This window comes from Viridibacillus sp. FSL R5-0888, assembly GCF_038009105.1.
In the GTDB taxonomy this organism is placed as follows: Bacteria; Bacillota; Bacilli; order Bacillales_A; family Planococcaceae; genus Viridibacillus; species Viridibacillus arenosi.
On record NZ_JBBPAU010000001.1, the window covers coordinates 3,018,711 to 3,040,945 of the forward strand.

At 33.6% G+C, this 22,235-nt stretch carries 26 protein-coding genes and 1 pseudogene; 7 read left to right on the plus strand and 20 right to left on the minus strand.

What is annotated here, in order from left to right:
* The 5 genes from MKY02_RS15065 to MKY02_RS15085 form a co-directional block, all read right to left on the minus strand.
* A complete protein-coding gene (locus tag MKY02_RS15065; RefSeq protein WP_038190442.1) occupies positions 1–624 on the minus strand; it encodes a hypothetical protein in 624 nt (207 codons plus the stop codon).
* Between the two features lie 203 nt (positions 625–827).
* Positions 828–1,220 (minus strand): hypothetical protein, encoded by a 393-nt coding sequence (locus MKY02_RS15070; RefSeq protein ID WP_340711465.1) that lies wholly within the window; start codon positions 1,218–1,220, stop codon positions 828–830.
* Positions 1,221–1,684: 464 nt separating this feature from the next.
* Positions 1,685–2,353, minus strand: coding sequence for a DUF4097 family beta strand repeat-containing protein (locus tag MKY02_RS15075; RefSeq protein ID WP_340711466.1), 669 nt, complete (start codon positions 2,351–2,353; stop codon positions 1,685–1,687).
* Positions 2,354–2,370: 17 nt separating this feature from the next.
* Positions 2,371–3,024 (minus strand): hypothetical protein, encoded by a 654-nt coding sequence (locus tag MKY02_RS15080; protein WP_340711467.1) that lies wholly within the window; start codon positions 3,022–3,024, stop codon positions 2,371–2,373.
* Positions 3,021–3,872 (minus strand): ABC transporter ATP-binding protein, encoded by an 852-nt coding sequence (locus MKY02_RS15085; protein WP_340711469.1) that lies wholly within the window; start codon positions 3,870–3,872, stop codon positions 3,021–3,023. The genes MKY02_RS15080 and MKY02_RS15085 overlap by 4 nt, the downstream gene beginning before the upstream one ends.
* Positions 3,873–3,980: 108 nt before the next feature.
* Here MKY02_RS15085 and MKY02_RS15090 point away from each other — a divergent pair, with 108 nt between their 5' ends.
* Entirely contained in the window at positions 3,981–4,763 is a 783-nt protein-coding gene (locus MKY02_RS15090; RefSeq protein ID WP_340711471.1) for a MerR family transcriptional regulator, read from the plus strand.
* Positions 4,764–5,054: 291 nt separating this feature from the next.
* Here the strand turns inward: MKY02_RS15090 and MKY02_RS15095 are convergent, their stop codons facing one another.
* The gene (locus MKY02_RS15095; protein ID WP_038190446.1) at positions 5,055–5,342 is read right to left on the minus strand and encodes a DUF2651 family protein; all 288 of its coding nucleotides are present in this window, start codon (positions 5,340–5,342) and stop codon (positions 5,055–5,057) included.
* Positions 5,343–6,017: 675 nt separating this feature from the next.
* Here MKY02_RS15095 and MKY02_RS22060 point away from each other — a divergent pair.
* Positions 6,018–6,089, plus strand: a pseudogene (locus tag MKY02_RS22060) (YjcZ family sporulation protein); the annotation flags it as partial.
* A gap of 320 nt (positions 6,090–6,409) precedes the next feature.
* Here MKY02_RS22060 and MKY02_RS15105 read toward each other — a convergent pair.
* From MKY02_RS15105 to MKY02_RS15120, 4 genes are all read right to left on the minus strand, one after another.
* Entirely contained in the window at positions 6,410–6,955 is a 546-nt protein-coding gene (locus MKY02_RS15105) for a GrpB family protein (protein WP_038190447.1), read from the minus strand.
* Positions 6,956–7,537: 582 nt separating this feature from the next.
* Positions 7,538–8,182: a 2OG-Fe(II) oxygenase gene (locus MKY02_RS15110; protein ID WP_340711473.1), complete on the minus strand. Its 645-nt coding sequence runs from the start codon at positions 8,180–8,182 to the stop codon at positions 7,538–7,540.
* A gap of 690 nt (positions 8,183–8,872) precedes the next feature.
* Positions 8,873–9,217, minus strand: a complete 345-nt coding sequence (locus MKY02_RS15115; RefSeq protein WP_051448849.1) for a hypothetical protein — start codon at positions 9,215–9,217, stop codon at positions 8,873–8,875.
* Between the two features lie 203 nt (positions 9,218–9,420).
* Complete coding sequence (locus MKY02_RS15120) at positions 9,421–9,711, minus strand: hypothetical protein (protein WP_340711475.1); 291 nt, start codon at positions 9,709–9,711, stop codon at positions 9,421–9,423.
* 211 nt (positions 9,712–9,922) lie between these two features.
* Between MKY02_RS15120 and MKY02_RS15125 the strand changes: the two genes are divergently transcribed.
* From MKY02_RS15125 to MKY02_RS15135, 4 genes are all read left to right on the plus strand, one after another.
* Positions 9,923–10,204 (plus strand): hydrolase, encoded by a 282-nt coding sequence (locus tag MKY02_RS15125; RefSeq protein ID WP_412104703.1) that lies wholly within the window; start codon positions 9,923–9,925, stop codon positions 10,202–10,204.
* A 25-nt stretch (positions 10,205–10,229) separates the two neighbouring features.
* Positions 10,230–10,583, plus strand: coding sequence for a hypothetical protein (locus tag MKY02_RS15130; RefSeq protein ID WP_340711476.1), 354 nt, complete (start codon positions 10,230–10,232; stop codon positions 10,581–10,583).
* A 312-nt stretch (positions 10,584–10,895) separates the two neighbouring features.
* Positions 10,896–11,081 carry a tyrosine-type recombinase/integrase gene (locus MKY02_RS22065; RefSeq protein WP_076065168.1) on the plus strand — a complete coding sequence of 62 codons (186 nt, stop codon included), beginning with the start codon at positions 10,896–10,898 and terminating at the stop codon, positions 11,079–11,081.
* Positions 11,082–11,238: 157 nt separating this feature from the next.
* Positions 11,239–11,439, plus strand: coding sequence for a cold-shock protein (locus MKY02_RS15135; protein ID WP_038190452.1), 201 nt, complete (start codon positions 11,239–11,241; stop codon positions 11,437–11,439).
* 292 nt (positions 11,440–11,731) lie between these two features.
* Here the strand turns inward: MKY02_RS15135 and MKY02_RS15140 are convergent, their stop codons facing one another.
* The 3 genes from MKY02_RS15140 to MKY02_RS15150 all read right to left on the minus strand — a co-directional run bounded on the left by MKY02_RS15140 (position 11,732) and on the right by MKY02_RS15150 (position 15,288).
* The gene (locus MKY02_RS15140) at positions 11,732–13,039 is read right to left on the minus strand and encodes a hemolysin family protein (protein ID WP_038190456.1); all 1,308 of its coding nucleotides are present in this window, start codon (positions 13,037–13,039) and stop codon (positions 11,732–11,734) included.
* A gap of 432 nt (positions 13,040–13,471) precedes the next feature.
* Positions 13,472–14,845 carry an aspartate kinase gene (locus MKY02_RS15145; protein ID WP_340711477.1) on the minus strand — a complete coding sequence of 458 codons (1,374 nt, stop codon included), beginning with the start codon at positions 14,843–14,845 and terminating at the stop codon, positions 13,472–13,474.
* 251 nt (positions 14,846–15,096) lie between these two features.
* Positions 15,097–15,288, minus strand: a complete 192-nt coding sequence (locus MKY02_RS15150) for a zinc-finger domain-containing protein (protein ID WP_053417172.1) — start codon at positions 15,286–15,288, stop codon at positions 15,097–15,099.
* A 191-nt stretch (positions 15,289–15,479) separates the two neighbouring features.
* On the opposite strand from MKY02_RS15150, the gene MKY02_RS15155 reads away from it, so the two are divergent.
* Positions 15,480–15,884, plus strand: a complete 405-nt coding sequence (locus MKY02_RS15155) for a ribonuclease HI family protein (protein ID WP_038190466.1) — start codon at positions 15,480–15,482, stop codon at positions 15,882–15,884.
* Between the two features lie 16 nt (positions 15,885–15,900).
* Here the strand turns inward: MKY02_RS15155 and MKY02_RS15160 are convergent, their stop codons facing one another.
* The 7 genes from MKY02_RS15160 to MKY02_RS15190 all read right to left on the minus strand — a co-directional run bounded on the left by MKY02_RS15160 (position 15,901) and on the right by MKY02_RS15190 (position 22,104).
* Positions 15,901–17,079, minus strand: coding sequence for an MFS transporter (locus tag MKY02_RS15160; protein WP_076065170.1), 1,179 nt, complete (start codon positions 17,077–17,079; stop codon positions 15,901–15,903).
* On the minus strand, positions 17,067–17,486 hold the full coding sequence (locus MKY02_RS15165) for a MarR family winged helix-turn-helix transcriptional regulator (protein WP_340711478.1): 420 nt from the start codon (positions 17,484–17,486) through the stop codon (positions 17,067–17,069). Before MKY02_RS15165 ends, MKY02_RS15160 begins: the two co-directional genes overlap by 13 nt.
* 236 nt (positions 17,487–17,722) lie before the next feature.
* Positions 17,723–17,887: a hypothetical protein gene (locus tag MKY02_RS15170; RefSeq protein WP_155981207.1), complete on the minus strand. Its 165-nt coding sequence runs from the start codon at positions 17,885–17,887 to the stop codon at positions 17,723–17,725.
* 203 nt (positions 17,888–18,090) lie between these two features.
* Entirely contained in the window at positions 18,091–18,927 is an 837-nt protein-coding gene (gene coaW, locus MKY02_RS15175) for a type II pantothenate kinase (protein WP_038190476.1), read from the minus strand.
* Positions 18,928–19,029: 102 nt separating this feature from the next.
* Positions 19,030–20,598 (minus strand): amidohydrolase, encoded by a 1,569-nt coding sequence (locus tag MKY02_RS15180; RefSeq protein WP_076065171.1) that lies wholly within the window; start codon positions 20,596–20,598, stop codon positions 19,030–19,032.
* Positions 20,599–20,925: 327 nt separating this feature from the next.
* Complete coding sequence (locus tag MKY02_RS15185; protein WP_235175776.1) at positions 20,926–21,345, minus strand: MarR family winged helix-turn-helix transcriptional regulator; 420 nt, start codon at positions 21,343–21,345, stop codon at positions 20,926–20,928.
* A gap of 24 nt (positions 21,346–21,369) precedes the next feature.
* Positions 21,370–22,104 carry an SDR family NAD(P)-dependent oxidoreductase gene (locus tag MKY02_RS15190; RefSeq protein WP_038190490.1) on the minus strand — a complete coding sequence of 245 codons (735 nt, stop codon included), beginning with the start codon at positions 22,102–22,104 and terminating at the stop codon, positions 21,370–21,372.
* Positions 22,105–22,235: the final 131 nt, after the last annotated feature.

The window sequence follows — 22,235 nt, forward strand, 5'->3', positions numbered from 1 at the left end:
TTATGAAACTACACCACTTGAACTGCAAAGAAAGTCTGTATTTAAAGTGTGAGAACTAACAAGACCTACATAAGTCAATTGACCACCAATAGTGAATGTGTAAGTTCTACCTCCATCAATGATTCGTGCATCGACTCCAGTTGTTTTCCAAGTACCAGATGAAGCACTTACGCCAAGACCAGAGTAGTTAGTAAATACCTGGCGACCATTGGATAATGTTGTAGTAAATGTAGCTTTTACTGTCATAGAGACACTAGATGAACCATGACTAATATTTATCTTATGTGAAGCTGAAGATGTAGAGAATGGTGTAATACCAGAGTTTGGGACTCCTACAGCATTAGCTTGTGTAGCATCAACTGCCCGTTGTTTAAATACTTCTGGCGAAACCCATTCATCTTCCTTAAATTCACCAATTGGAGCAACTTCGATCCCTACAAGGCTGTTTCCCCATTCAACAGTAGATTTTACTTCATTTAAAATCTCTACATATTGTTCATGTAACGCCTCTTTTTGCCCTTGAGTTAAAGCTTCAGCTGCTGATGCTTTATTATTTGCGATAATGAAAATACAAGCAAAAGCAAATAAAGCACTAAGGACCTTTGAAAATCTTTTCGATACCATTTTTTCATCTCCTAACCAATGTATTTTAGGCCTGATTCTTTCTTGGCTTACTCTTAATATAAGTGAATATAACCCTGAAATAAATAGGATGTTTTGCAAAATTGTGTCAATTGAATTGGCATAATGAAGAATCCTGGTAGTATTAATTCAAGATATCTAATTATATTTCGAAAATAGGTGATTTTATACAAATAAAAAAACCTTCACCCTTTAATGGAAGTATTGGAATATTGCCATACTGTATCATTGCCAGATACCAACACGGGATGTTCTTTCCCTTCTTTGTCAGTTCCAACTACTTTAAAATCACCACTGATACTATCTTTGTCTCCCCAAAAATGCCACATATCCTTATTTACTTTATTAGCAATAATCTTTTCTTCTACTGCTTCACCTTTTTTACCCGAGCCAACCAAGAAACCAACTTTCCCTTCTTCACAAATCAACAAAAACTCACCTTTTGTCCCATCGCCAAAAGTAACGGGTAATGAAAAAGTAGGACTAACCTCCCGCGTTTCGTTCGTATCAGTATTGTTACAACCGACAAGTGTCATTAAGAATAGCAAAGAAATCAACATAATCATTTTGTTCCTCATATTGCTCCCCCTTATCAACTAGACATTTTCTGTCATTAAATAATTTAGTTAAACTCTTCTTAGATGAACGATATCCTATACACTACTTCAACATTCTTATAAATATCCCTTCTTATTCAACTAACCTTCCCCGTTAGTTCAATAAAGAAAAAAGAGCTGCATTTGCAATTCAATGATTTTCAAGAAAAGCACCCGTTAGTTTAAGTGCATTATTTCACAAACTCTAGATATCCTTTCAGATATTACAGGAATGCTGCCTTGTTAGTTCAATAAGTTTAAGAAAACAAGCATCAATTTTTCTTGAATCTTAGGTGGACGCTTTTAGTACCATGCGTGTACATATAGGGGAGTATTTTAAGTCAAGTACATGTTTTGGATATGACCCATCATTTTGTTGGCTTAAGCCTTGGCATTATTTCATCAACTAAAAGTATATTAGAGATTAACCATTCAAGCGGAAAAGATTAATCAACAAATTCGAGGTTTATATTACCATTATTAGTGCTGACGTTTAATGTCTTATCTCCTCTACTTTTATTTGCAGGCAAATTACTCTCTCCTTTTTTTGCCTCGCTTAATATAGCGAAATCCTCATAAGAACCTACAATTGAGCCACTAATATCGCCATTTTTTGTTTCTAAAGTTACTGTAGTACCTGCGTTCAACTTGTCCAGTTGGATATTACCGTTGTTTATCTTAATATTCACATCACCAGCAAATGAAAGTGGGGGCAATTCAATCTCTTCGTTTGATGTTTTTAAAATCAGATTTTCTATAGACGCATCAGGTATCCATACCTGAATATTCCTGTTTTCTTGAGCAGATTTCCCACCAATATAATCGTCCCAATCTTTATGACTTGCATACACCATGGATAATTCTTTTCCGTCAGATAAATCAATTTTATAAAACTCTTTTTCACTTTCATTATAAGAAATATGAATTTTTTCATCTTCAGACTGAAAAATTTCTATTTTTCTATCTTTAACGTCAATTGTAATAGTATCAACTTCTGCAGCTGAAGTGACATAACTTTTTTCCTCATATGTTATAGGTTCAGAGGAACAGCCAGCTAGTATTACTGAGAATGTAATTAGTACACTCATAGCAAGTTTTTTTATAGCATTTATCATTTTTAAACTCTCCTTTTTTAAATCGATCTTCTTTTTAATACAGCTAACCCTACAAGCGCCAATACCATACTGATGGAAAGACAAACACTGATGTGCAACAAAGCGTTTCCATTAAACATAATGAGCTTGAAAAAGCCTACCAAAATTTGTCGCAAAGGCTGGATTGGAACAAACACACAGATGATCGCCACTAGAACAGCGTCCGTCAGCCAACCGTACCAATACGATTGCATAGAAAGCAGCACATGTAAGAACACCGCCACCATCAATAAAAAAGCAAACTGCTGAAAAAATGCAACGAATACACCATTTTCCCACCAACCGCATAGCTCCAACAAATTAATCACGATTTGTGTTTGATTCATTGGGTCTATTACTAGATGGATAAAAGTATTAACCATTGATATTGACGCTGCGGCAATGATATAGGTAAGGATACCACCCCAAAAGTAATCTTTTTTCGTTGCGTTTAAATGAATTAGCTTACTAAAGTTAAAATACACAATGAAAAATGGCATCATGAGCATATAAAGATAAGTGTAGTTTCCTCGGCTTATGGATATGCTTGCATCCGAAGATATGGTAGACAAAAGAACGACTAAAATCGTAATAATAAGTGCTATTAAATTACTTGCAAAGTTTCGTTTTATAACAGTTAGAACTGGTTTCATGACAATTTCCCGCCCTTCTTCTCAACCATACGAATGAAGAAATCTTGAAGGGACAATTTTTCAATTTCGAGATGATCTCTTTGACTGATTGGTAAATCAAAAATAAAGCGTGTTAATAAACCTCCAGCTTGTATCTCTCCAATTGTATGCAGATCTTTTGTGACTTTCTCTACTTCCTGTTTTAATCCACTTACGCTATATGCCTTTGTCTCAATTTCCTGTAAGGTATCATAAAAACGCAGGGTACCCTTGTCAATGATGATCAGCTTTTGCATGACCTTTGCAATTTCATCAACGATATGGGTGGAAACAATAATAATACGTGGATTCCTTGAAAAACTCTCTACTAGCAAATCGTAAAACTCCTTACGCATAATTGCATCAAACCCCAGCACCGGCTCGTCTAAAAGAACAACTGATTTGTTACTCGCAAGGCAGATGATGGTGGAAACCATTGTTTTCATACCTAACGAAAGCGTATTAAATTTTTTACCTGCATCAAACTCAAACCGCTCCATCATTTCCATTGCAAATTCATAATCAAAGCGTGGATTTAAATCTCCAGCAACACTAATTAGTTTTTTTACTGGAAGATTAAAATGTTTGGCAAAATTTTCAATATAACTAACACCAGTATCCATCGTTGCAGTGCTAATATAGTGCCCGTTAACACGTATGGTTCCAGTTGAAATATTCTGATAACCTGCAATAGATTTTAATAGCGTTGTTTTTCCCGCTCCGTTTCGCCCTAAAAGACAATATATTCCATTATCATCTATAGTTAATGTTAAATTTTTTAGGACAGTTGCACTTTGATATTGTTTTGATACTTGATTTAATTCAATCATAGCTTGCTTCCTCTCTTATTTTACTTTTTCATGAAATTGCGATTTTTTCAGTACATGATATAATTTCACTATAAACCTTTGTGTTACAAAAAGGTCAAGAGGGGGTTTATGGCTATTTTATACACAATTAAACAAGCAGCAGAAAAAGTAAGCATGACTAGTGAAACCTTGAGGCATTATGATCGAATAGGTTTAGTAAAGCCATGTCATAAAGATGAACAAACTGGATATCGGTACTATTCTGATCAGGAGCTCGTACAACTTCAAACAATTGAACTGCTCAAAACAATGGATTTAAATTTGATGGAGATAAAAGACATTTTGCAGCAGAATGAAATCCCCAGAATTATTGCACTTTTAAAACAGGCAGAAAAAAAGGCAGATGAGAAAATCGCTCGCCTGCAATACGCAAAATCAAGAATTAAACGTGCCTATACAAATTATGAAAATAAGTTAAACAGCGTAGATAACCAAAATGGGGAATTCTTTGTCAAACATCTATCAGAAAGGGTAATCATGCTTTCTGATAAATTGGAATACCCTACGATAAAAAATTTATGGAATTATCACAATCATTTTTATAAGCAAATTGAAGAAGAGTTGCAACCACAATTTTTGTTCGAAGATATGGCAGGAATGTTTACAACACCAGAAAAAACGCGGTTGTTTACCATTTGCTTAAAATATCCTTCAATAGAGAGGTTAACAATACTACCAGAGGGTAATTATTTATGTGCCAATTGCACCGAAGAGAATAAGGATATGGTATTGCAGAAATTACTTCAAAAGGCAAAGACAGAATTTGGTGTGTGCCCAGATGTCGTTCTTCACTGCATCGTGATAGTTGGGGTTTTGCAATGGAATTATCAGATACAACTGCTCATACAGTGAGGCATATTCATGCACAAAGTGCAAAATAAGTAAATGCAACAATTATCATAAGGTATTCTTTTATGGATGCTTGGTGTAGCTAGTTATCTTAATAGTTATACAAAAAATCGGAAGATCACAACTAGTGATACATCCGATTTTTTGTTTTATATGTATAGCGATAATAAAGTTGTTTTCTTCTTAATAGAACTAACACCCCTGTAGTGCAACAATTCAAGTAAAGCACCCGTTAGTTGAATAGCATCATTTTGAGGAAACTCCTCATAAAAAAAGACTCCTATAATTAGGTGTCTAATTTTGTTTATTTTTTTGTTTTAGAAACGGTACTACTACGATAGAAACCGCTAATGACATTAGTGGGAAAATAATATTCCAAGATGTAAAACAAGATGTGAAACTGATTTCTAATTCAGGATAATAGTGTTTCATATACCAAATTTCGTATAGAGCATTCAGGAACAATGTTATTAAAGGTGCAATAAAAACCTTTTTAGCAAGAGCAGATGCTATAACACCTAATCCAATGACTATCAAGGGAACAATAAACAACTGCATCAGAAAAGGGTCTATCAATCTCATAATATCCCTCCTTTTAATCAAATCGATTAACTAAGTATTACTTGTTGAAGTAAACTTCTTCGATAGTTGAATAGCAACAGTCTTTTCGAAAACAGCCTAAGGAAAAACACCTTATTGTGTAATTTTACACTATAAGGTGTTTTTCTTCAATATTCTGTAGTTTTATTATTTGATTAATAATCTCCTGCCAAAGAGGATTCGAACAAATAGGTGACGATTATTATTTCTGATTCTTATTTAACTAAACTGCCCCGTTAGTTGAAGAACAAACATCCTTGAGAAAACATCCTTAAATAATGGTAATCACGAGAAATATGTAAGTAAAGATATATCAACAAGAGCCTACCTTAACGATTTTAAAAACTGGACTGGTATAACAGCATACAATTTCCGTAAGGCATTAGTTTCAGATATGCATGAGCGTTTAGCTGATTTTGCTACAATAGCAAAGCAAACATGACATAAGTCGATAAAGACAATAAATGACCACTATCTGAAAGTCTCGAATCGTACCGTAGATAAATTTTCACCTTAAATCAAAAAGAATGATTAATTAGATGAATATCACCTGTCCTTTCTATAACAATACATATTATAGGTTTAGAAAGGAGGGAATTTATTATGGGATATCAAAATTATGGTAACAACTATGGTAATAACTATGGTAACCGTAACAATTCATCATTCGTTTTAATCGTTGTCCTATTCATTCTTCTAATTATTGTCGGCGCTAGCTTCCTGCATTAATCTACAGCCTTTTTTTGTAGCTAGCCCATAATAATAATTGTAATGTTAAGGTATTTTAGCCTTACACATCTCTTTTCTCTCACCGAGGGTCACTTGCCAACGAGTGACCCTTTTTATAGTCTCTTTCCTCATTTACAGCACATTTACTGTTGATAAATTTCTAACTTTAATCAAATAAAGAAAGTGAGGAATAGATCAACTCCCTCACTCTCTTTACGTTAGTTGAATAAAAAAAGAGCTGTCTAAACAGCTCTACGCACTTCAACTAAAGCACCCTTTAGTTGAAGTACATTTTTTCACAAACTCATATTAGTTCGCAACTAAGAGTTAAGAACATAATTGATAAATTCTGCTTTTGCTCTAGTGTACGCTTCACGATCATTGTTATATTTTTTTGCTAAATTTCTTTTAAGAATAGCGTATTCATCAATAAACTGCCGATTAGTCCGTAATAAATCACGAAAAAGTAGCTGATTATCCCACCGTTCTTCTCCCTCAAGTAAAATATGTAAATGTACTACTCTTTTATCGTTAATTACTTTCACAAAAAATCTTTGCCAAGGTCGATTGTCTAAGTTAGGTGGTACATAATGCCAGTCGTGATTAGCTAACCATGAAGATATTTCTTTAATTTTTTGAAATGAATCAATTTTAGCCATTAAATCAATGATTGGTTTAGCTGGTAAATTAGGAATTGATGTACTTCCATAATGTTGAATTTCCGTTATGCCGAAAGTTGAAAGCAGATTAAGAAGAAGTGCTTTTTCCTGAGTACCTTTTTCTATCCACTTGGGATTTGGTTCGACAATGTCTATTCTCTCATTAGCCCAAACCGGCCATGTGCTTTCATCATGAATATCTTTCATTTTACTCCCCCTCAAGATTTTATTTTTTCAGTTTCAGTAAAATCCTTGTACCTGCATTTTTTTACAAACCTGCCCCGTTAGTTAAGTATATTTCTTCACAATCTTTATAGTGTTATTAACATACATATCCAATAAAAAATCACCTCTAAGAGAAAAACTACACCAAAGTAAATGAACAAAATTTTGATATAATTTAATTGTGTTGATCTCCAAGAAAAAGAATTCTAAAAGGCATGTTTTATAGTAAATGAAAAGTTGAAAAGAAAGCATATTTAAAAAATACTTTTTTTAGTAATTTAGGATACAGTTTTTTCAAAAACTTTGATTATTCTTTAGCAGCTCTTCTTATAGGTTTAAAATAAAGTTTGACCAAAAACACCTCGCAAACCCACATTTTACGACAAATAAAAAGAATCCATTCTGAAAAAAGATTGATCAAGAATGGAATCATTCCTCGTGAATTATTATACAATTTTTGTAAAAAGTTTGTTCATTTTCTACATGTATGTCTCCTCAATTGCGCCCTTTTCTTAAATAAACAAGAAGTCGAAAACGCTAAAAAACTCTCAATAAATTGTTATCTTAATACGAACCTCTTCTTCTTATCCATTGCGTCGCAACCCATTTTTCACCTTTGATAACAGGTTCACTACCATGTAGAGTGAGCTCATTTAATGATGCATCCTGATAAAAATATTCGAAATATACCGCCATTCCTCTTTTCGGCGATACAGAAAGGTTGAGTTTTGGAAAGAAAGTCTCTCCTCCTTCTTCTACATCATTTAGGTACATGACAAGGGTACTAATACGATTATTATTTGCTGCTTCACTGTTTTCTGCAAAAAAATCATAATGTGCTTTATATTCTTGGCCGACTGTATACTTTAAAATATGTAACCCTTCTCCATGTTCAACAGGAACATTCATGATTGAAGCGATTCGTCTTTCGATTCTAGTAACGGCCTCACTTTCTTCTAAAAACGTACCACTACTTGTCCGAATGTTATTTATTTTGCGCGAAACTCCAATTTTAGAACGCTTCATTTTATTTTCAGATATTTCAATCAGCTCTTCACATTCTTCATTACTTAATACATTTGCTAACACGACAATAAGAGGCTCTTCTAATCTTGAAATAATTTGGATTTCTCTATCTTCTGTTACAATTGTGTTTCCAATGTGTTGAAAAATCGTTAGTTCCTTATGTTTAATTGTTTGATCTCCCATTTTTCTTTTCCCCATCTCTGATTGGATACCATAAATATATCATACTTTTCTTTATATTCAGTTTTTTCAAAAAAAAAAAAAAAAGCGAGGATGTTCCGTTTTATTTAAACATTATCATAAAAAATCCTCGATTAAATTTTGAAGAAAAATTATTAAGGGGCAAATTTATGATGGAAAATTGGTGGTATTGGTTGTTTAGTGCGTTATTTTTCGGATTCATCATTTTTTTTCGCCCAAAGGGGTAAAAACTTACCGCTTGGCTTTAGCTACTTCTGCTGCCAACTCCATTCATCCACCTACTTTTTCTATAAAATAAAAAACACAACCAATTGGATGTGCCTTAGTATTTAATACAATTATTCGATTTCATTTTCTATTTTCTTGTGCGATTGTTTTGCACCATTTTCCGATAAATTTTCTTCGATAGCTCGCAATACTTCAATGTGATCAGTTAGTTGCTTAGTTTTCCCTTGTAAATTTCCTAATTTAGTAATAAATTAGCTAATTAAATCTCGACAATAAACCAATTCCTGTTCTATAGCCTCAAGTGATAGATTTATTTGTTCCAATTCAATCAACCTCCTACGACAATTATACAAATCGTAAGAAGTGGAATAATTAATAATTCCCTGCTTTTTTATAAACATAACAGTATAAATTACAATTCGTCACGGCGCTTTATGAGCGAAACTAGTACTTTTTCCCCTCACTTTTTATATCTTCTTTTATTTCATCATATAAATAATCTTCTTCAGTTACTTCCCCAAATTCGATTAATTTTCTCTTTTCTTCTTTCCACTCTTCCTCGGTATATTTATAATATGTTTTTCTTGCATCATCACAGCTTTTTCCATCAACACCTTGCCAAAATGCATAGGCATTTTCACATTTAGAGATAAATTCGCCCGCTTTTTCCTCATTAATTCTCTGCATATCTTCAGCACAACTCTTTAGGACAAAGATTAACAATACAATTAAAAATATGAAACAGAAATATTTAAAAACATATCGCCCTATTTTTCTTTTCTTTTTCATTTCACATCACCTATTTATATTAGATATTTATTGATACAGGGTTTAAAAGTAGAATATTATTATATTACACTAATATTTTCTACTTTAAAATAGGCTTTATTATTCCTGTAATTAGCGGTGTGGGTGGAGGCGAGCTTTTCTTCGCCACAATCAGTCAGCTCTTTTATAATAACTCCAACTGGATGTGAATCTACTTCGGTTGTTTAATTTCCTTCTTCATCTGTTCCGTCCTTTTGCATCTTTTCTTCTACGTCCTTAGCATCAACGAATAACTCACAGCGATTATATCCTTCGCCACTATCGCCAATTTTAATAACACGACGGTCAACCTGCAAGTCGACGCTATTTGTATCGTTTACGGTGTACAATTGTGTAAATGGGGCTACTTTTTGACCTAGGTTGATCACATGCTCTAATACCTTGCCGAACCGTGAAAACTTTGGTTTTTGTTGAGATTGTACGTCTCCGACAATTTCAAATGTGATTTTGTTCAATCCACTTCCCCCACTGTTCGGTTATATTCCTCTGTCAAAGGCTCATCACAAAAGTTTTTTGTAAACACCAAGAGGATACTTTCCTAAAAAATCAAGAGTATTAACCTTAAAATTAAATTTTTCTTTTATTGGACAAATTGCACAACTTCTTTTCATTTTAAACCATATGTTATCAATGTAAGGCATTCAAATTGGAAAGGAGGTCTTGAAAATGAGTAATATGAGAGATGTTTGTAAGTGTGATAATCAACATCACCATGAGAAAGAAGAACATCGTTGTAACGGTTGTGTATGTGATCAATTAAGACGATTACAAACGGCGACTGAAGTAGATGTTTTCTTAAGAGGTGGTACAGTATTAGAAGATGTCGTTTTTATTAGCTTAGACCGGAAAAATTGTTGCGCAATCTTTACTGATCCAACAACTGAACCTGGTTCAACACTAATCGTAGACTGCGAAGAAATTCAAGCTATTCGAATTGAAGCAGCTTAATAAGTAATAAGTGGTCTCTTTCTTTATGAAAGAGGCCTTTCTAATTAACCAGAGAATCATCGGAATTTATTTTAGCGTAGGCTATCAACCGTACATAAAAAAGTATTTGCCATTGTATAATCGTAAAAACTTAAACGTAAAGTGTTTTGTTTTATTCCAGTTAGTTTGTAGCGATTTAGGAATAATTCATACGGATTCAACAGAATTCGCTAATACACCAAAAACAAAAAAAACAGTTGAAGAATTAGAAAATGAAGTTGTAGCATATGATTATTTCGAGAAAGACGAGTTAAGAGGATTTTTGGATGCTTTATTACCTTTTGGAAAAGCTGAAAATCGCTTCATTTTCAACTTGCTTACATGTACTGGAATGCGTTAATGTGAGTTATTAGTTTTAAAATGGTCCGATATCGATTATAATAATGCTACAATAAGTATTGCGAAAACTCTGTATAATCCGAACGGAAATACTCTTAAGTATGAAATTACGACACCAATATACGAGTTATCGACATTGAGCAAGAACTTATTGTGTTACTTAATTAGTATTATGAAGTGCAAATACCTTGATATCGACAATTGGGGATAATTACTACGAATTAGTTTTTTTGGTCACTAGGATAGATCTACCATACTTTAGTTATCCTTATCATTTGAAAACCGTGAATACTAGAAATCAATACTTAGAAAAATGAATACGATTGAAAAGCATTTAACAACACATTCTTTTAGACATACTTGCTCTTCTTTATTAGCTGAGGCAAATGTTCCACTCGAACTAATAATGGCTCGATTAGGGCATGAATCTGTTGAAACTACAAAGAAAGTGGCTTCAAAAAAATTCAATGAATTGATGAGAAATCTAGAAACTTCATAATAATTTTTATTTTAGGCATCATGATGGCATCAATACTTTAGTAATATTCTTAAAAACCTTGTCATATCAGGGTTTAATGAATACTCTTCCATCATTCCGCATATAATATGTGATGGATTTCATGCTTGACATTCTGTTTCATTTGGGAGGAACCTACATGCAACAAGGAAAAGTAAAATGGTTCAATAACGAAAAAGGTTATGGTTTTATTGAGTACAATGATGGTGAAGATGTATTCGTCCATTTCACAGGCATCCAAGAGGAAGGTTTCCGCACTTTAGAAGAGGGACAAGATGTTAGCTTCGAAATTATTGAAGGTAATCGAGGTCCACAAGCAGCAAACGTAAATAAAATATAGTGAGTACAGCTATTCTACAAGTTTAACTTGAGAATAGCTTTTTTTATTGTGTGTAATTTAAGAACATCTTTTATAGCATTCATAAAGTTTGAATTTAATATTTATTTCATCAAAATTTTTTTGCCAGTTTTATATAAAATAGAATAATAAATTGATTGTAATTTCAAAACTAATCTAAATATCAACATTGTTCTTTAAAAATGTGAAAACCAAATGCTATATTAAAGTATAATCTGTAGGAAAAATAAAAAGGCGTATCAAAGTCTAAAAAAACTTTAGAAACGCCTTCAAATTATAAAGCTACTTTTTTCACTTCGAGTCTTACAATTTGATGCATATTGGTGTCTTGAATGGTAAATTCATAACCTTCAGCTTCATGCTTCTCACCCTTCAAGATGCGATCATGATTTGTCATGAACCAGCCTCCAATTGTATCGATATCTTCGTCATTAATATCGATATTTAAGAGTGCCTCTACTTCTTCCAGTCTCAGCTTTGCATCAAGATTATAATGATTTTCTGCTATTTTCTGCACTTCAGGTAACTCATCATAGTCAAATTCATCCTTGATATCACCGACAATTTCTTCAATTATATCTTCAATTGTTACAAGGCCAGATGTACCACCATACTCATCCATAAGAATTGCCATATGAATGCGCTTTAATTGAAATTTAAGTAATAAATCACTAATCGGAACCGTTTCAATAATACGAATAACAGGTTGCATAAAGTGTGTTATCTGTTTTAAAGCATTTTTTTCATCTAAAATAAAAGCTGTTAACAGCTGTTTCATATTAACAATACCAACAATATGATCCTTATCCCCGTCGACGACAGGATAACGCGTATATTGTTCTACATTAATCACATCAAATACTTCCTTAAGCGTTAAATGTTGATCAAGGCTAACAATTTCCGTTCTAGGAACCATAATTTCTTTTGCAATACGATCATCGAATTCAAAAATACGGTTCACAAAACTATACTCAGAGCGATTAATCTCACCACTTTTATAACTATCTGACAAAATCATCCGCAACTCTTCTTCACTATGAGCAACTTCCGATTCTGACTGCATTTTCAAACCAAATAATGCGGTCAAACCTCTTGCAGAACCATTTAAAAGTTTAATGACTGGATACATAATATTGTGGAATAAAATAAGTGATCCAGCTGTTTGCAGTGTAACGGTTTCAGCTTGTTGAATTGCTAATGTTTTTGGTGCAAGCTCTCCGACTACAACATGCAAAAAAGTTACGATTGAGAACGCAATAATAAATGACACCACGGAAGAAATACGAGCATCTAAGCTGAATATCTCAAACAATGGTTTCAGTATAGCTTCAATAGTAGGTTTCCCCAACCATCCAAGCCCTAATGCCGTAATCGTAATGCCAAGCTGGCAAGCTGATAAATATTCATCTAAATTATTCGTGACCTTTTTTGCTCTTAAAGCCTTTTTATTCCCTTCAAGGACAAGCTGGTCAATTCTAGTTGATCTCACCTTTACTATCGCAAATTCCGCTGCTACGAAAAACGCAGTAAGTGCAATTAGTATTACGAAAACAACTAACTTAATGGCTATATCATTGTCCAATCATGTTCTTTATATCTGATCTGATCCTTATTTCAGATTCAGAATAAAGAATTCACCTCCTGTAAAATAAGTTACTATTACTAATCTATATGAAAGTATATGTAAATTGCAATTAAGAAGATGATTATTTTTAAAATTTTTTCATTTATCTGAACTTTTTTTATTTTTTTTTTTTAAAATACAGAATTTTTTCATCTGGTAAACTCAAAACTTTCATTATTATCTTAAAATATTTAATTTATCATAGTCTTTTAAAAAAATCATTCTATCGTACTGATATGATATCGGATTATCCTTTTCTTTAAATATTTTATTGAGAAGATGCTGTTTACCTAGGGCGTAAAGTTATTTGAATGTTTTTAAGTCATAATGTAAAAAAAAGAGCTCCTTTAAATCGTTTGATCGACTTAAAGGCGCTACTTCAATTAATTATCATTTTAAGTTTGTTGCTGATAATGCGAAAAATTCATTGTATAATGCTTGTAAAATTTTGTTTTCAAATTCTTTACGAACACCAAATACAAGGCTGACTTCTGATGACCCTTGATTGATCATTTCAATATTTGCTCCTGTTTTTGAAATGGCTGTTGCCGCACGCGCTGCTAGACCTGTATTGTTATTCATGCCTTCTCCAACGATTACAATCATTGAAAAATCATGGCGGAAATGCACGTCGTCTGCCTGCAATTCTGTTTCAACACGTTTTACGATACGATCTTCTTTTTCAGAAGTTAACTGGTGACTTCGAATAATAACAGAAATATCATCTAAACCTGATGGTGTATGCTCATATGATATATTCTCATCTTCTAATATTTGAAGTAATTTACGACCAAAACCAATTTCCCGGTTCATCAAATATTTACTAACGTATAAAATCGAGAATCCACTATCAGCTGAAATACCAGTTACTGGGCTATGATTTGATTCACGAACAGACACTATTCTCGTTCCCGGTGCTGATGGATTATTTGTATTTTTGATACAAACTGGAATACCAATTTTATACACCGGCATTAGTGCTTCATCATGGAAAACCGAGAAACCCGCATATGATAATTCACGCATTTCACGATATGTAATCTCTTGTATTTCAACTGGACAATTTACGACTTTAGGATTTGCACAGAATACGGAATCGACATCAGTAAAGTTTTCATATAACTCAGCTTTTACCGCTGCGGCTAAAATTGACCCTGTAATATCAGAACCTCCACGTTCAAATGTACGTAGTACGCCCTCTTCTGTATAACCAAAGAATCCAGGGAACACGACGATTTCTTGAGAATCTTTTAAGACACTCAAATTATCGTATGCTTTTGGCAACGCCTGTGCTCGAGCAGGCAGATCATTTACGATTAAGCCAGCTTCAAGGGGACTCATGTATTTTGCTTTTAGTCCAATACTATCGAAGTAAGCTGCAATCATTTTCGCATTATTGTCTTCTCCACTCGCCTTTAAGCTATCCATCAACTGTTCATCCGCAACCGAACCTGCTTCTGCAATACGTGTTCGTAAGTCTGACTCAATGACTTCACAAATGACATGATCTAAACCCAGTCCATTTGCATTGCTTTCATAGCGCTTTATAACATTTTTTAGTTTTTCTTCTACCGCATCTTGTTGCAATGCAGCATTCGCCAACTCAATTAATAAATCTGTTACTTTTATGTCATCATTAAACCGTTTACCCGGTGCTGAAACGACAATCAGACGTCTTGTAGGATCTGATTGTACGATTGCCGCTACCTTTTTGATTTGTTCTGCACTTGCAACAGATGTTCCACCAAATTTACATACTTTCATTTAATCATATCCTTACATTGTTTATTTACTCATTTGTATTCTCAATAAAAACATTTGTATATTCACAGTGTACAAACACTAACTGAAGTAGTCAATAAATTTTTACAACTCTATACAAAGAATTGTTGCAATTGAACAATTATTATCATTATTCAGTTATTGTTATCAACATGTTACTAGCATCCGTCTGTTATTTCAACAATAAAAAACACCAAGAGACTAATCTCAAGGTGTTTTAACATTGAAGTAGGTTATTTTGTATAAACTTTTAAAAGTTCTTCGCCTAAAAAGTGTAATTGCTCCCCAATCGTACATGACTCGATACAAAATCGGTGGGCACCAGACTTCCCTCGGTCTTTACGAAGTTGATTTTTAACGAAGCAACCTTCACAATAATTTTCCATCATTTCGTCAATTTCTTTTATGACGGTTACTTTGTCCATCAAATCGATTCACCTCTAAATTTCAATAATTTTTATTTTACTACTTGGAGCATTTAGTTACAATTATTAGCTTTCTACAATTGCTTTTTAGTTTACGCTATCCAAACTAGTCCTATTCCTTTTCTGCACCTTTTCATATTTCTCTACATCAAATATACTTAAGTAATAAATATGATGTAGCAGGTGACTAAATGATTGAATTATATATTGATGCAGCAACTGCTGGAAACCCTGGTCCTAGCGCAATAGGAATATTCATTAAAGGTGAAGGTCAATTAATTAAAATTGGTGAATCTATAGGGGAAAATGATAATCACACTACAGAATTCATCGCACTTGTTCGCGGATTAACAGAAGCGTTAAAATTATCTACGGGTATGATCTCTGTTCGTTCTGATTCTAAAATAGTTGTCGCATCTATTGAAAAGGAATATGTAAAAAATGAAGCATATAAACCATATTTAGAAGAAGCGCTTGAGCTTTCAAAAAAATTCGATTTATTTTTCATTAAATGGATTCCTAGTTCTGAAAATCGTGCAGCAGATACACTTGCAAGAGAAGCATTGCGTTCATATCAAAAAAAGCAAACTCGTTAATGGAGTTTGCTTTTTGCTATTTCACTTCAGTTAATTGCTTTTTCAATTGCGTCAACATAAATGCTATTGCTCCAATCGCAACAACAAATGCTGCAGCAAGATAAACTTCTACATAACCATAATGTGTGGCGATAATACCAAGAAGCCATGACCCTAAGGCAATCCCTACATCAAATAGTGTAAAGAATGTAGCAGTAGCATAGCCAGTACGTCTAGGATCGGTGGATTGAATCGTCATTGATTGGAAACTTGGTACAAGTGCTCCGTAACCAAGTCCAATTAATACTCCCGCGAGCATGAATAACACTGGCCCATTGACATAAGCTAGCGTAATTAATCCTAAGATAAAAAGGATAAAACCTGGAATAATAACAAATTTAGGTCCTTTTTGATCATACAAGCGTCCTGTAAGTGGACGGGTTAACAGCATGGCTGCTGCGTAAACTGCATAAAATAAACTAGCAACTTCCATCAAACCCTTTTGTTTTGCGTAAACAGATAAGAAAGATAATACACTAGCATAAGCAATTGCAACAAAACATGCTAAAGCAGCTGTAGGTAATGCCTTCTTCTCGAATAAATCTGAAAAGGATATCGAAAATTTTTGTTGTTTAGTGCCCTGTGGAATATCATCTAATTTAATCGATAGCGCTGCAATACCTCCTATTAAAATAACTGCACTCATAATAATGAACAAAATTTCGAAATTTAAATACTGAATGACCAAAAGACCAACAAAAGGTCCAAGTACTACCGCTAAGTTTAGTGACATTGTAAAATATCCAAGTCCCGCACCCTTCCGAGATGGTGGAACGATATCTGCAGCTATAGAATTATTTGCTGTCGTTAATATGCTAAAGAAAATCCCTTGTATAAAGCGCAGTAATAATAAAAGTGCAAACGGCTTAAAGAATAAGTATAGTACGGTACATACAAAGTAACCGATTAAACTAATATAAAGCAGTTTACGCTTTCCAAAATGCTCTAAAACTTTCCCCGTAAATGGGCGTGTAATAATTGCAGATAGTAGGAAGATAGATAATAATAAACCGGCATCACTATCAGAACGGTTTAAATCTTCAGTTGCATAAAGTGGTAACACGGAAACTAATCCGTAAAAAACAAAAAACACGGCCATATTCGTACAGAAAAGACTAATAAACCGTTTCGTCCAAATTTTTTCTAACTTTTCCAATGATTCGCTCTTCCTTTCAACTTACATATCAGATCTAGCAGCTGCTGTTGTTCCTCATCATTAAACGTTTCTATCAAACCCTCCTCAAATTGCAATACTGAAGCTAAAACATCAGGGAATTTTTTCTTACCTTCTTCGGAAAAGGATACTATTTTTTCTCGACGATCTTCCCCTTCTGTTCGCACAATCCAATCAAGCTGCTCTAGTCTTGCAACAGTTCGTGTCACAGTAGGTGCCTCAACCTTTAAGTACTTCCAGATGTCTGTTAATGACATCGGTCCATTTTTATTAATCGTATAGAGAATCGTCCACTGACTGCTATAAAGGTCATGCTCTTTTAAACAACTGTTTAATTTATTTGTAATATCTCGAGTAGTTTGAAAGATTTCATGAAATAAAGGATTCATTTGTATACCTCCACATTTTATTTACCTAAGTAAATAATAATTTAATTTTATTCCTACTAATATCGTTTGTAAAGAGGGATTTATATTCATAATTAAAAAAGAGGCTACTCTTATGTTGATTTCCCAACGCAGAATTGCCCCTCATATTATTAAAATTATTAATTTAATCCAATACCCATTCTATAATGTGATGAAGTAAAGAGAAAGTTAAATGATTCCCCGATTCCATCCATTTCTTATACTTTTTCTTTTCTTGAAAACAACAGGAGACTTAAAACAATAAGTAAAACAAACCCAGCAATAGTAGAAGGAATAAACCCAATCCTATCATCTAAATATAAACAGGTGAATAGAGGTAAACTTATCAATAAGAACATTTTTATAAAATACTTTTTAGACATTTAATACCTCCTTTATTAGCCTATCTTTATAATACCTTTAATTTCCATTTTACCCAAATAATTAATAAAAATTACTTTATATCAAACATATTAATCACTACTTCAACAAAAAACCGTAAGAGCAATTTCACTCTTACGGTTTACTATAGATAACTTAGTTTTCAAATTTAAGTTTTTGTCTAACAAATTAACTCTAAGTTTTTTCAGCTCTTTTGATTGACTGTTATATTTAAAAAGGCGCCTATTGCACCACTAAAACCATGGTCTTCTAAGAAGATAGGCGTTTTCTTTTTTAAAATTGTGTAGTTGGCGATAACTTTTTTTAATGCTTCGTTTTCGTTTAGAGTTGTACCAATATATATAATATGTTCGACTTGATTTTGTTCTGCTAGCTGGATACTTAATGTTGTGATGACTTCCCCTACTAGGCCTTGCACTGTTGCTAAAATATTTTCAATAGGGTGATTCTTCGTTTCATCAATTCCCATTTTACCAAAGTTACTTGCCGTTAAAGTACCTGCAATCGGAGTATCCATCCCTTGATAAATATCTTGTACTAGAAGATCAATTTCTTGTCTTTCACCATACTGTGCCTTTTTAATAATTTCATGATAGTCGTATATTCCTGTCGTTAATGCTGCCAGTCCGACTAGTGTTCCTCCACCAATACCAGTACCACCAACACGATTATGTGTTTCACCATCCATAAAATGAATGGATGTACCTGTACCAACATTTGTAATGATGCTGCGGTCAAATTGATGACCATGCTGAATTAGTTGATATCGAACCCCTTTTAATGTAGCTTCAAATTCAACTATGTAATGGATGGATTTTACTTCTTTTAGTAAATGTTTAACTTGCTCTGCTCTTCCGCCTGTTAAGCCAATCTCTTCTATTTCAGGGTGATTGCTAATCCAGTCCGTTACAGCTTGTAAGTGATTCGAAGGGAAATGCTCTAACACTAGCTCGCCAAATTCATTTTCATAAGCTAATTTTGTTAGTGTACCCCCTGCGTCTATTCCAATTGCCTTAGTCATACCATTCTCCTTTGTGATCGCCCAATCTAAACTTTACTGCTATGTGCAGTTTTGTGCAATGATTTCCTACGATGTTATCATTTTTTCTAAAATTCTAATCACTTATTTTGAAAAAACTATATTCCCTGCAACAACTGTCTTAAGTGCAATAGCGTTTGGAATTTCATCTAATTCGCAAACAAATAAGTCTTTGTCGAAAATAGAAAAGTCCGCATCATATCCCGGTTGAATGGTACCCCTTACCTGTTCCTTGCTAATTACCTTGGCGCTACCAGTTGTATAGAGGGAAATTGCCTCAAAACGTGTAAGTTTTTCTGTTGGGATATATCCTTCATGGCTTTCCTCATGCTTTTTGCGAGCGATTGCAGCATGAATACCAAGCAAAGGATTCGCATCTTCAATCGGTGCATCGGAACCTCCTGCACATATCAATCCTTTATCTAAAAAACGTTTAAATGGATAGGTCAATTCAGCTCGCTTTGGACCGATTTTATCAACAACCCATGGGAAATCAGAAAGGATAAATTGTGGTTGAATATCTAAAATAACGGGCAATTTACTCATTCGTTCAATCAGTAAGTCATTAACAACACTGCAATGAATAAGCCTATCTTTTTTTCCATTCGTTATAGGATTAGCTTCGATTGCTGTCAATACTTGTTCAAGAGCGGCATCACCAATTATATGGACTGCCACAGCTTCACCATAAGAACGTGCCAATTTTACAAGTTGATCAAGTTGTTTAGAGGTATGGATGAATAACCCTTTATTTTGTGGCTGATTTTCATATGGTTCAAGTAATGCAGCTGTTGCACCACCAAGTGCACCATCAGAGAAAATCTTCATCGCACCGGGTTCTACAAATGGCTCAGTAAAAGTTGCGTTTGAGGTCATCATTTGTTCGAACGCAAGATGATGCCTTAATAAATGTGCTCTAAAATTTTTCCTTTTACCTATAATTTCATTAAAAGCATTCAGCGGATTGGAAAAATGCCCATAATAACTCATATCTTCAGTATGTCCACCAGTTAAACCAAGTGACAGCAAATGATTTACGGCTAACTCTAATGTATTTGTTAAAGAATATTCTTGCTCTACAGGTATTTGATCTAATACTTTGTAAAGCGCTTGATCATATAATAGTCCCGTTAATAATCCATTTTCATCTCGACCAATTTCACCACCTTCTGGATTTGGCGTTTCTTGAGTAATATTACTAGCAGCCATTGCTGAAGTATTCGCAAGAACGACATGTCTGCATATACGTTTTAGGACGATCGGTTCTTGACGAATAGCATCCAATTCTTGAACAGTTGGAATGCGAATATCATTAAATTGATTTTCATCCCAACCTTCAGCGATTAACCATTCTTCACTAGAACAATTAGCAGCTGCTTGTTTAATTACATCTAGCAACTCATCAGAAGATTTCACATTTGTTAAATCCAGTCGCAACAGTTTTTCTCCATAGCCAATCATATGTAAATGACTATCAACAAACCCTGGATACATCACGGCTCCTTGCAAATCAATAACCTCTTCTGCTTGGGTTTTTAGCTCTTCGTACGTTCCTACTTTTTTAACCTTACCACTCTCAACAAGTACCGCTTCGACTGTATCCCCATCATGTTGCATCGTGTAAATTGTACCACCAAACCATAATTGTCCCATTTCCCCTGTCCTTCCTCTAAATAAGTTTTTCGAAATATTCTTATTATATCATTTTGAACAAAAAGGACGCATTGATAAGGTAGGTAATCTAGACGTCAATTCTCATTATTATTTAATAAAACTTAATTGACTGATTGTATTTTCTTTTACTAAACTCCACTTTCTATTAAATGTATAAAAATAAACACGACTCTTTCCCCAAGTAATCTCTACAAAGTTTATAAAAGATATAATAAAGGGAAAATTCGTAATTTATGCTTAGGTTTTTATTACACAAAAAAAGAAGGACGAACAAAGTTCGCCCTTCTTACCACAATTCAACATTAATTATTGACTTGTTAATTTTGTATATATTGAGAAAAGTTTTTGGATTTCATCTTCTGAAAGAATTTTGAAATATTCTTGTCGCATTTCAGCACCTAACAAACTAGCTTCCTCTAAGATTTCTAACCCTAGTGGTGTAATTTGAATATAAGAAATTCTTCTATCATATGAATCCTGACATCGAACACAATATTGATTGTGAATTAGTTTTTCTGCTAAATGTGTTAAAGAAGGCGGTGCAAACTCAAGGTATTTTGCAATATCCGAAGGTTTACTTTTACCATGTTCTTTTAAATAGCTCAATACTAATATATGTGATATCCCTATATTAACTTTAAATAACTTTTTCCAAGCTAAAATCATGTTCTCATTTGCTTTATCAAGTACATGGACAAGGTCAAATAGGGTAGGATTATTTTTCAATGGCATCCAACTCCATATACAAAATTATTGTGCTGAGAATCCACCATCGATTACAAGTTCAGAACCAGTAATAAATGAAGCTTCATCAGATGCTAAAAAGATTGCAGCGTTTGCAATATCAGCTGGTTGTCCAAGACGAGAAAGTGGAGTCGCTTTAACCATAGATTCTACGTATGCAGCAGAATCTTTTAATACAGCAGTCATTGGTGTTTCGATAATTCCTGGGAATACTGCGTTTACACGTACGCCAAATTTACCGAATGCAGTTGCAGCAGCTTTAGAAATAGCACGAACAGAACCTTTAGAAGCAGAGTATGCATTTAAGCCCATGCCAATTTGAGCTGTGAATGAAGAAATGTTAACGATTGAACCCTTTCCATTTTCTTTCATTACTGCAGAAACGTGTTTCATACCTAAGAAAGGTCCGAATGCGTTAATATTGTGCATTAATGACCAGTCATCAACTGTAATAGCATCCATTGGTTTTTCTGATGAAATTCCAGCGTTATTAACAAGGATATCAATTTTACCAAATTTTTCAACGATATTTTCAACTAGTTCTTTCCAGTTTGCATCATCCATAACATTTAATTTCATTCCGAAAATGTTTTTTCCGTTGTCGATTGCAGCGATTGCAGCATCGTTAATATCAGCTGCAATAACAATTGCGCCTTCTTGAGCAAATAATTCTACCATTTTTGCTCCAATACCTGATGCTCCACCTGTTATGATTGTTACTTTATTATCTAATCTACCCATTATAAAAACTCCTTTTATAGAAAATATTTAGATGTCTAAGGATTTATGTGAAACTAAATTTATTAGACAACTAAATATTATCACGTTTAAATATTTAACACAAAACATTTATTTTATTTCTATAAGATTTA

Coding starts and splice junctions, on each gene's coding strand:
- MKY02_RS15090 (WP_340711471.1), top strand. CDS start 3,981: ATGGCTATTTTATACACAATTAAACAAGCAGCAGAAAAAGTAAGCATG.
- MKY02_RS15145 (WP_340711477.1), bottom strand. CDS start 14,845: ATGAAAGTATGTAAATTTGGTGGAACATCTGTTGCAAGTGCAGAACAA.
- MKY02_RS15110 (WP_340711473.1), bottom strand. CDS start 8,182: ATGGGAGATCAAACAATTAAACATAAGGAACTAACGATTTTTCAACAC.
- MKY02_RS15130 (WP_340711476.1), top strand. CDS start 10,230: ATGAAAGAGGCCTTTCTAATTAACCAGAGAATCATCGGAATTTATTTT.
- MKY02_RS15135 (WP_038190452.1), top strand. CDS start 11,239: ATGCAACAAGGAAAAGTAAAATGGTTCAATAACGAAAAAGGTTATGGT.
- MKY02_RS15105 (WP_038190447.1), bottom strand. CDS start 6,955: ATGAAAGATATTCATGATGAAAGCACATGGCCGGTTTGGGCTAATGAG.
- MKY02_RS15115 (WP_051448849.1), bottom strand. CDS start 9,217: ATGAAAAAGAAAAGAAAAATAGGGCGATATGTTTTTAAATATTTCTGT.
- MKY02_RS15095 (WP_038190446.1), bottom strand. CDS start 5,342: ATGAGATTGATAGACCCTTTTCTGATGCAGTTGTTTATTGTTCCCTTG.
- MKY02_RS15170 (WP_155981207.1), bottom strand. CDS start 17,887: ATGTCTAAAAAGTATTTTATAAAAATGTTCTTATTGATAAGTTTACCT.
- MKY02_RS15085 (WP_340711469.1), bottom strand. CDS start 3,872: ATGATTGAATTAAATCAAGTATCAAAACAATATCAAAGTGCAACTGTC.
- MKY02_RS15165 (WP_340711478.1), bottom strand. CDS start 17,486: ATGAATCCTTTATTTCATGAAATCTTTCAAACTACTCGAGATATTACA.
- MKY02_RS22065 (WP_076065168.1), top strand. CDS start 10,896: ATGAATACGATTGAAAAGCATTTAACAACACATTCTTTTAGACATACT.
- MKY02_RS15075 (WP_340711466.1), bottom strand. CDS start 2,353: ATGATAAATGCTATAAAAAAACTTGCTATGAGTGTACTAATTACATTC.
- coaW (WP_038190476.1), bottom strand. CDS start 18,927: ATGACTAAGGCAATTGGAATAGACGCAGGGGGTACACTAACAAAATTA.
- MKY02_RS15150 (WP_053417172.1), bottom strand. CDS start 15,288: ATGGACAAAGTAACCGTCATAAAAGAAATTGACGAAATGATGGAAAAT.
- MKY02_RS15180 (WP_076065171.1), bottom strand. CDS start 20,598: ATGGGACAATTATGGTTTGGTGGTACAATTTACACGATGCAACATGAT.
- MKY02_RS15080 (WP_340711467.1), bottom strand. CDS start 3,024: ATGAAACCAGTTCTAACTGTTATAAAACGAAACTTTGCAAGTAATTTA.
- MKY02_RS15155 (WP_038190466.1), top strand. CDS start 15,480: ATGATTGAATTATATATTGATGCAGCAACTGCTGGAAACCCTGGTCCT.
- MKY02_RS15125 (WP_412104703.1), top strand. CDS start 9,923: ATGAGTAATATGAGAGATGTTTGTAAGTGTGATAATCAACATCACCAT.
- MKY02_RS15065 (WP_038190442.1), bottom strand. CDS start 624: ATGGTATCGAAAAGATTTTCAAAGGTCCTTAGTGCTTTATTTGCTTTT.
- MKY02_RS15190 (WP_038190490.1), bottom strand. CDS start 22,104: ATGGGTAGATTAGATAATAAAGTAACAATCATAACAGGTGGAGCATCA.
- MKY02_RS15070 (WP_340711465.1), bottom strand. CDS start 1,220: ATGAGGAACAAAATGATTATGTTGATTTCTTTGCTATTCTTAATGACA.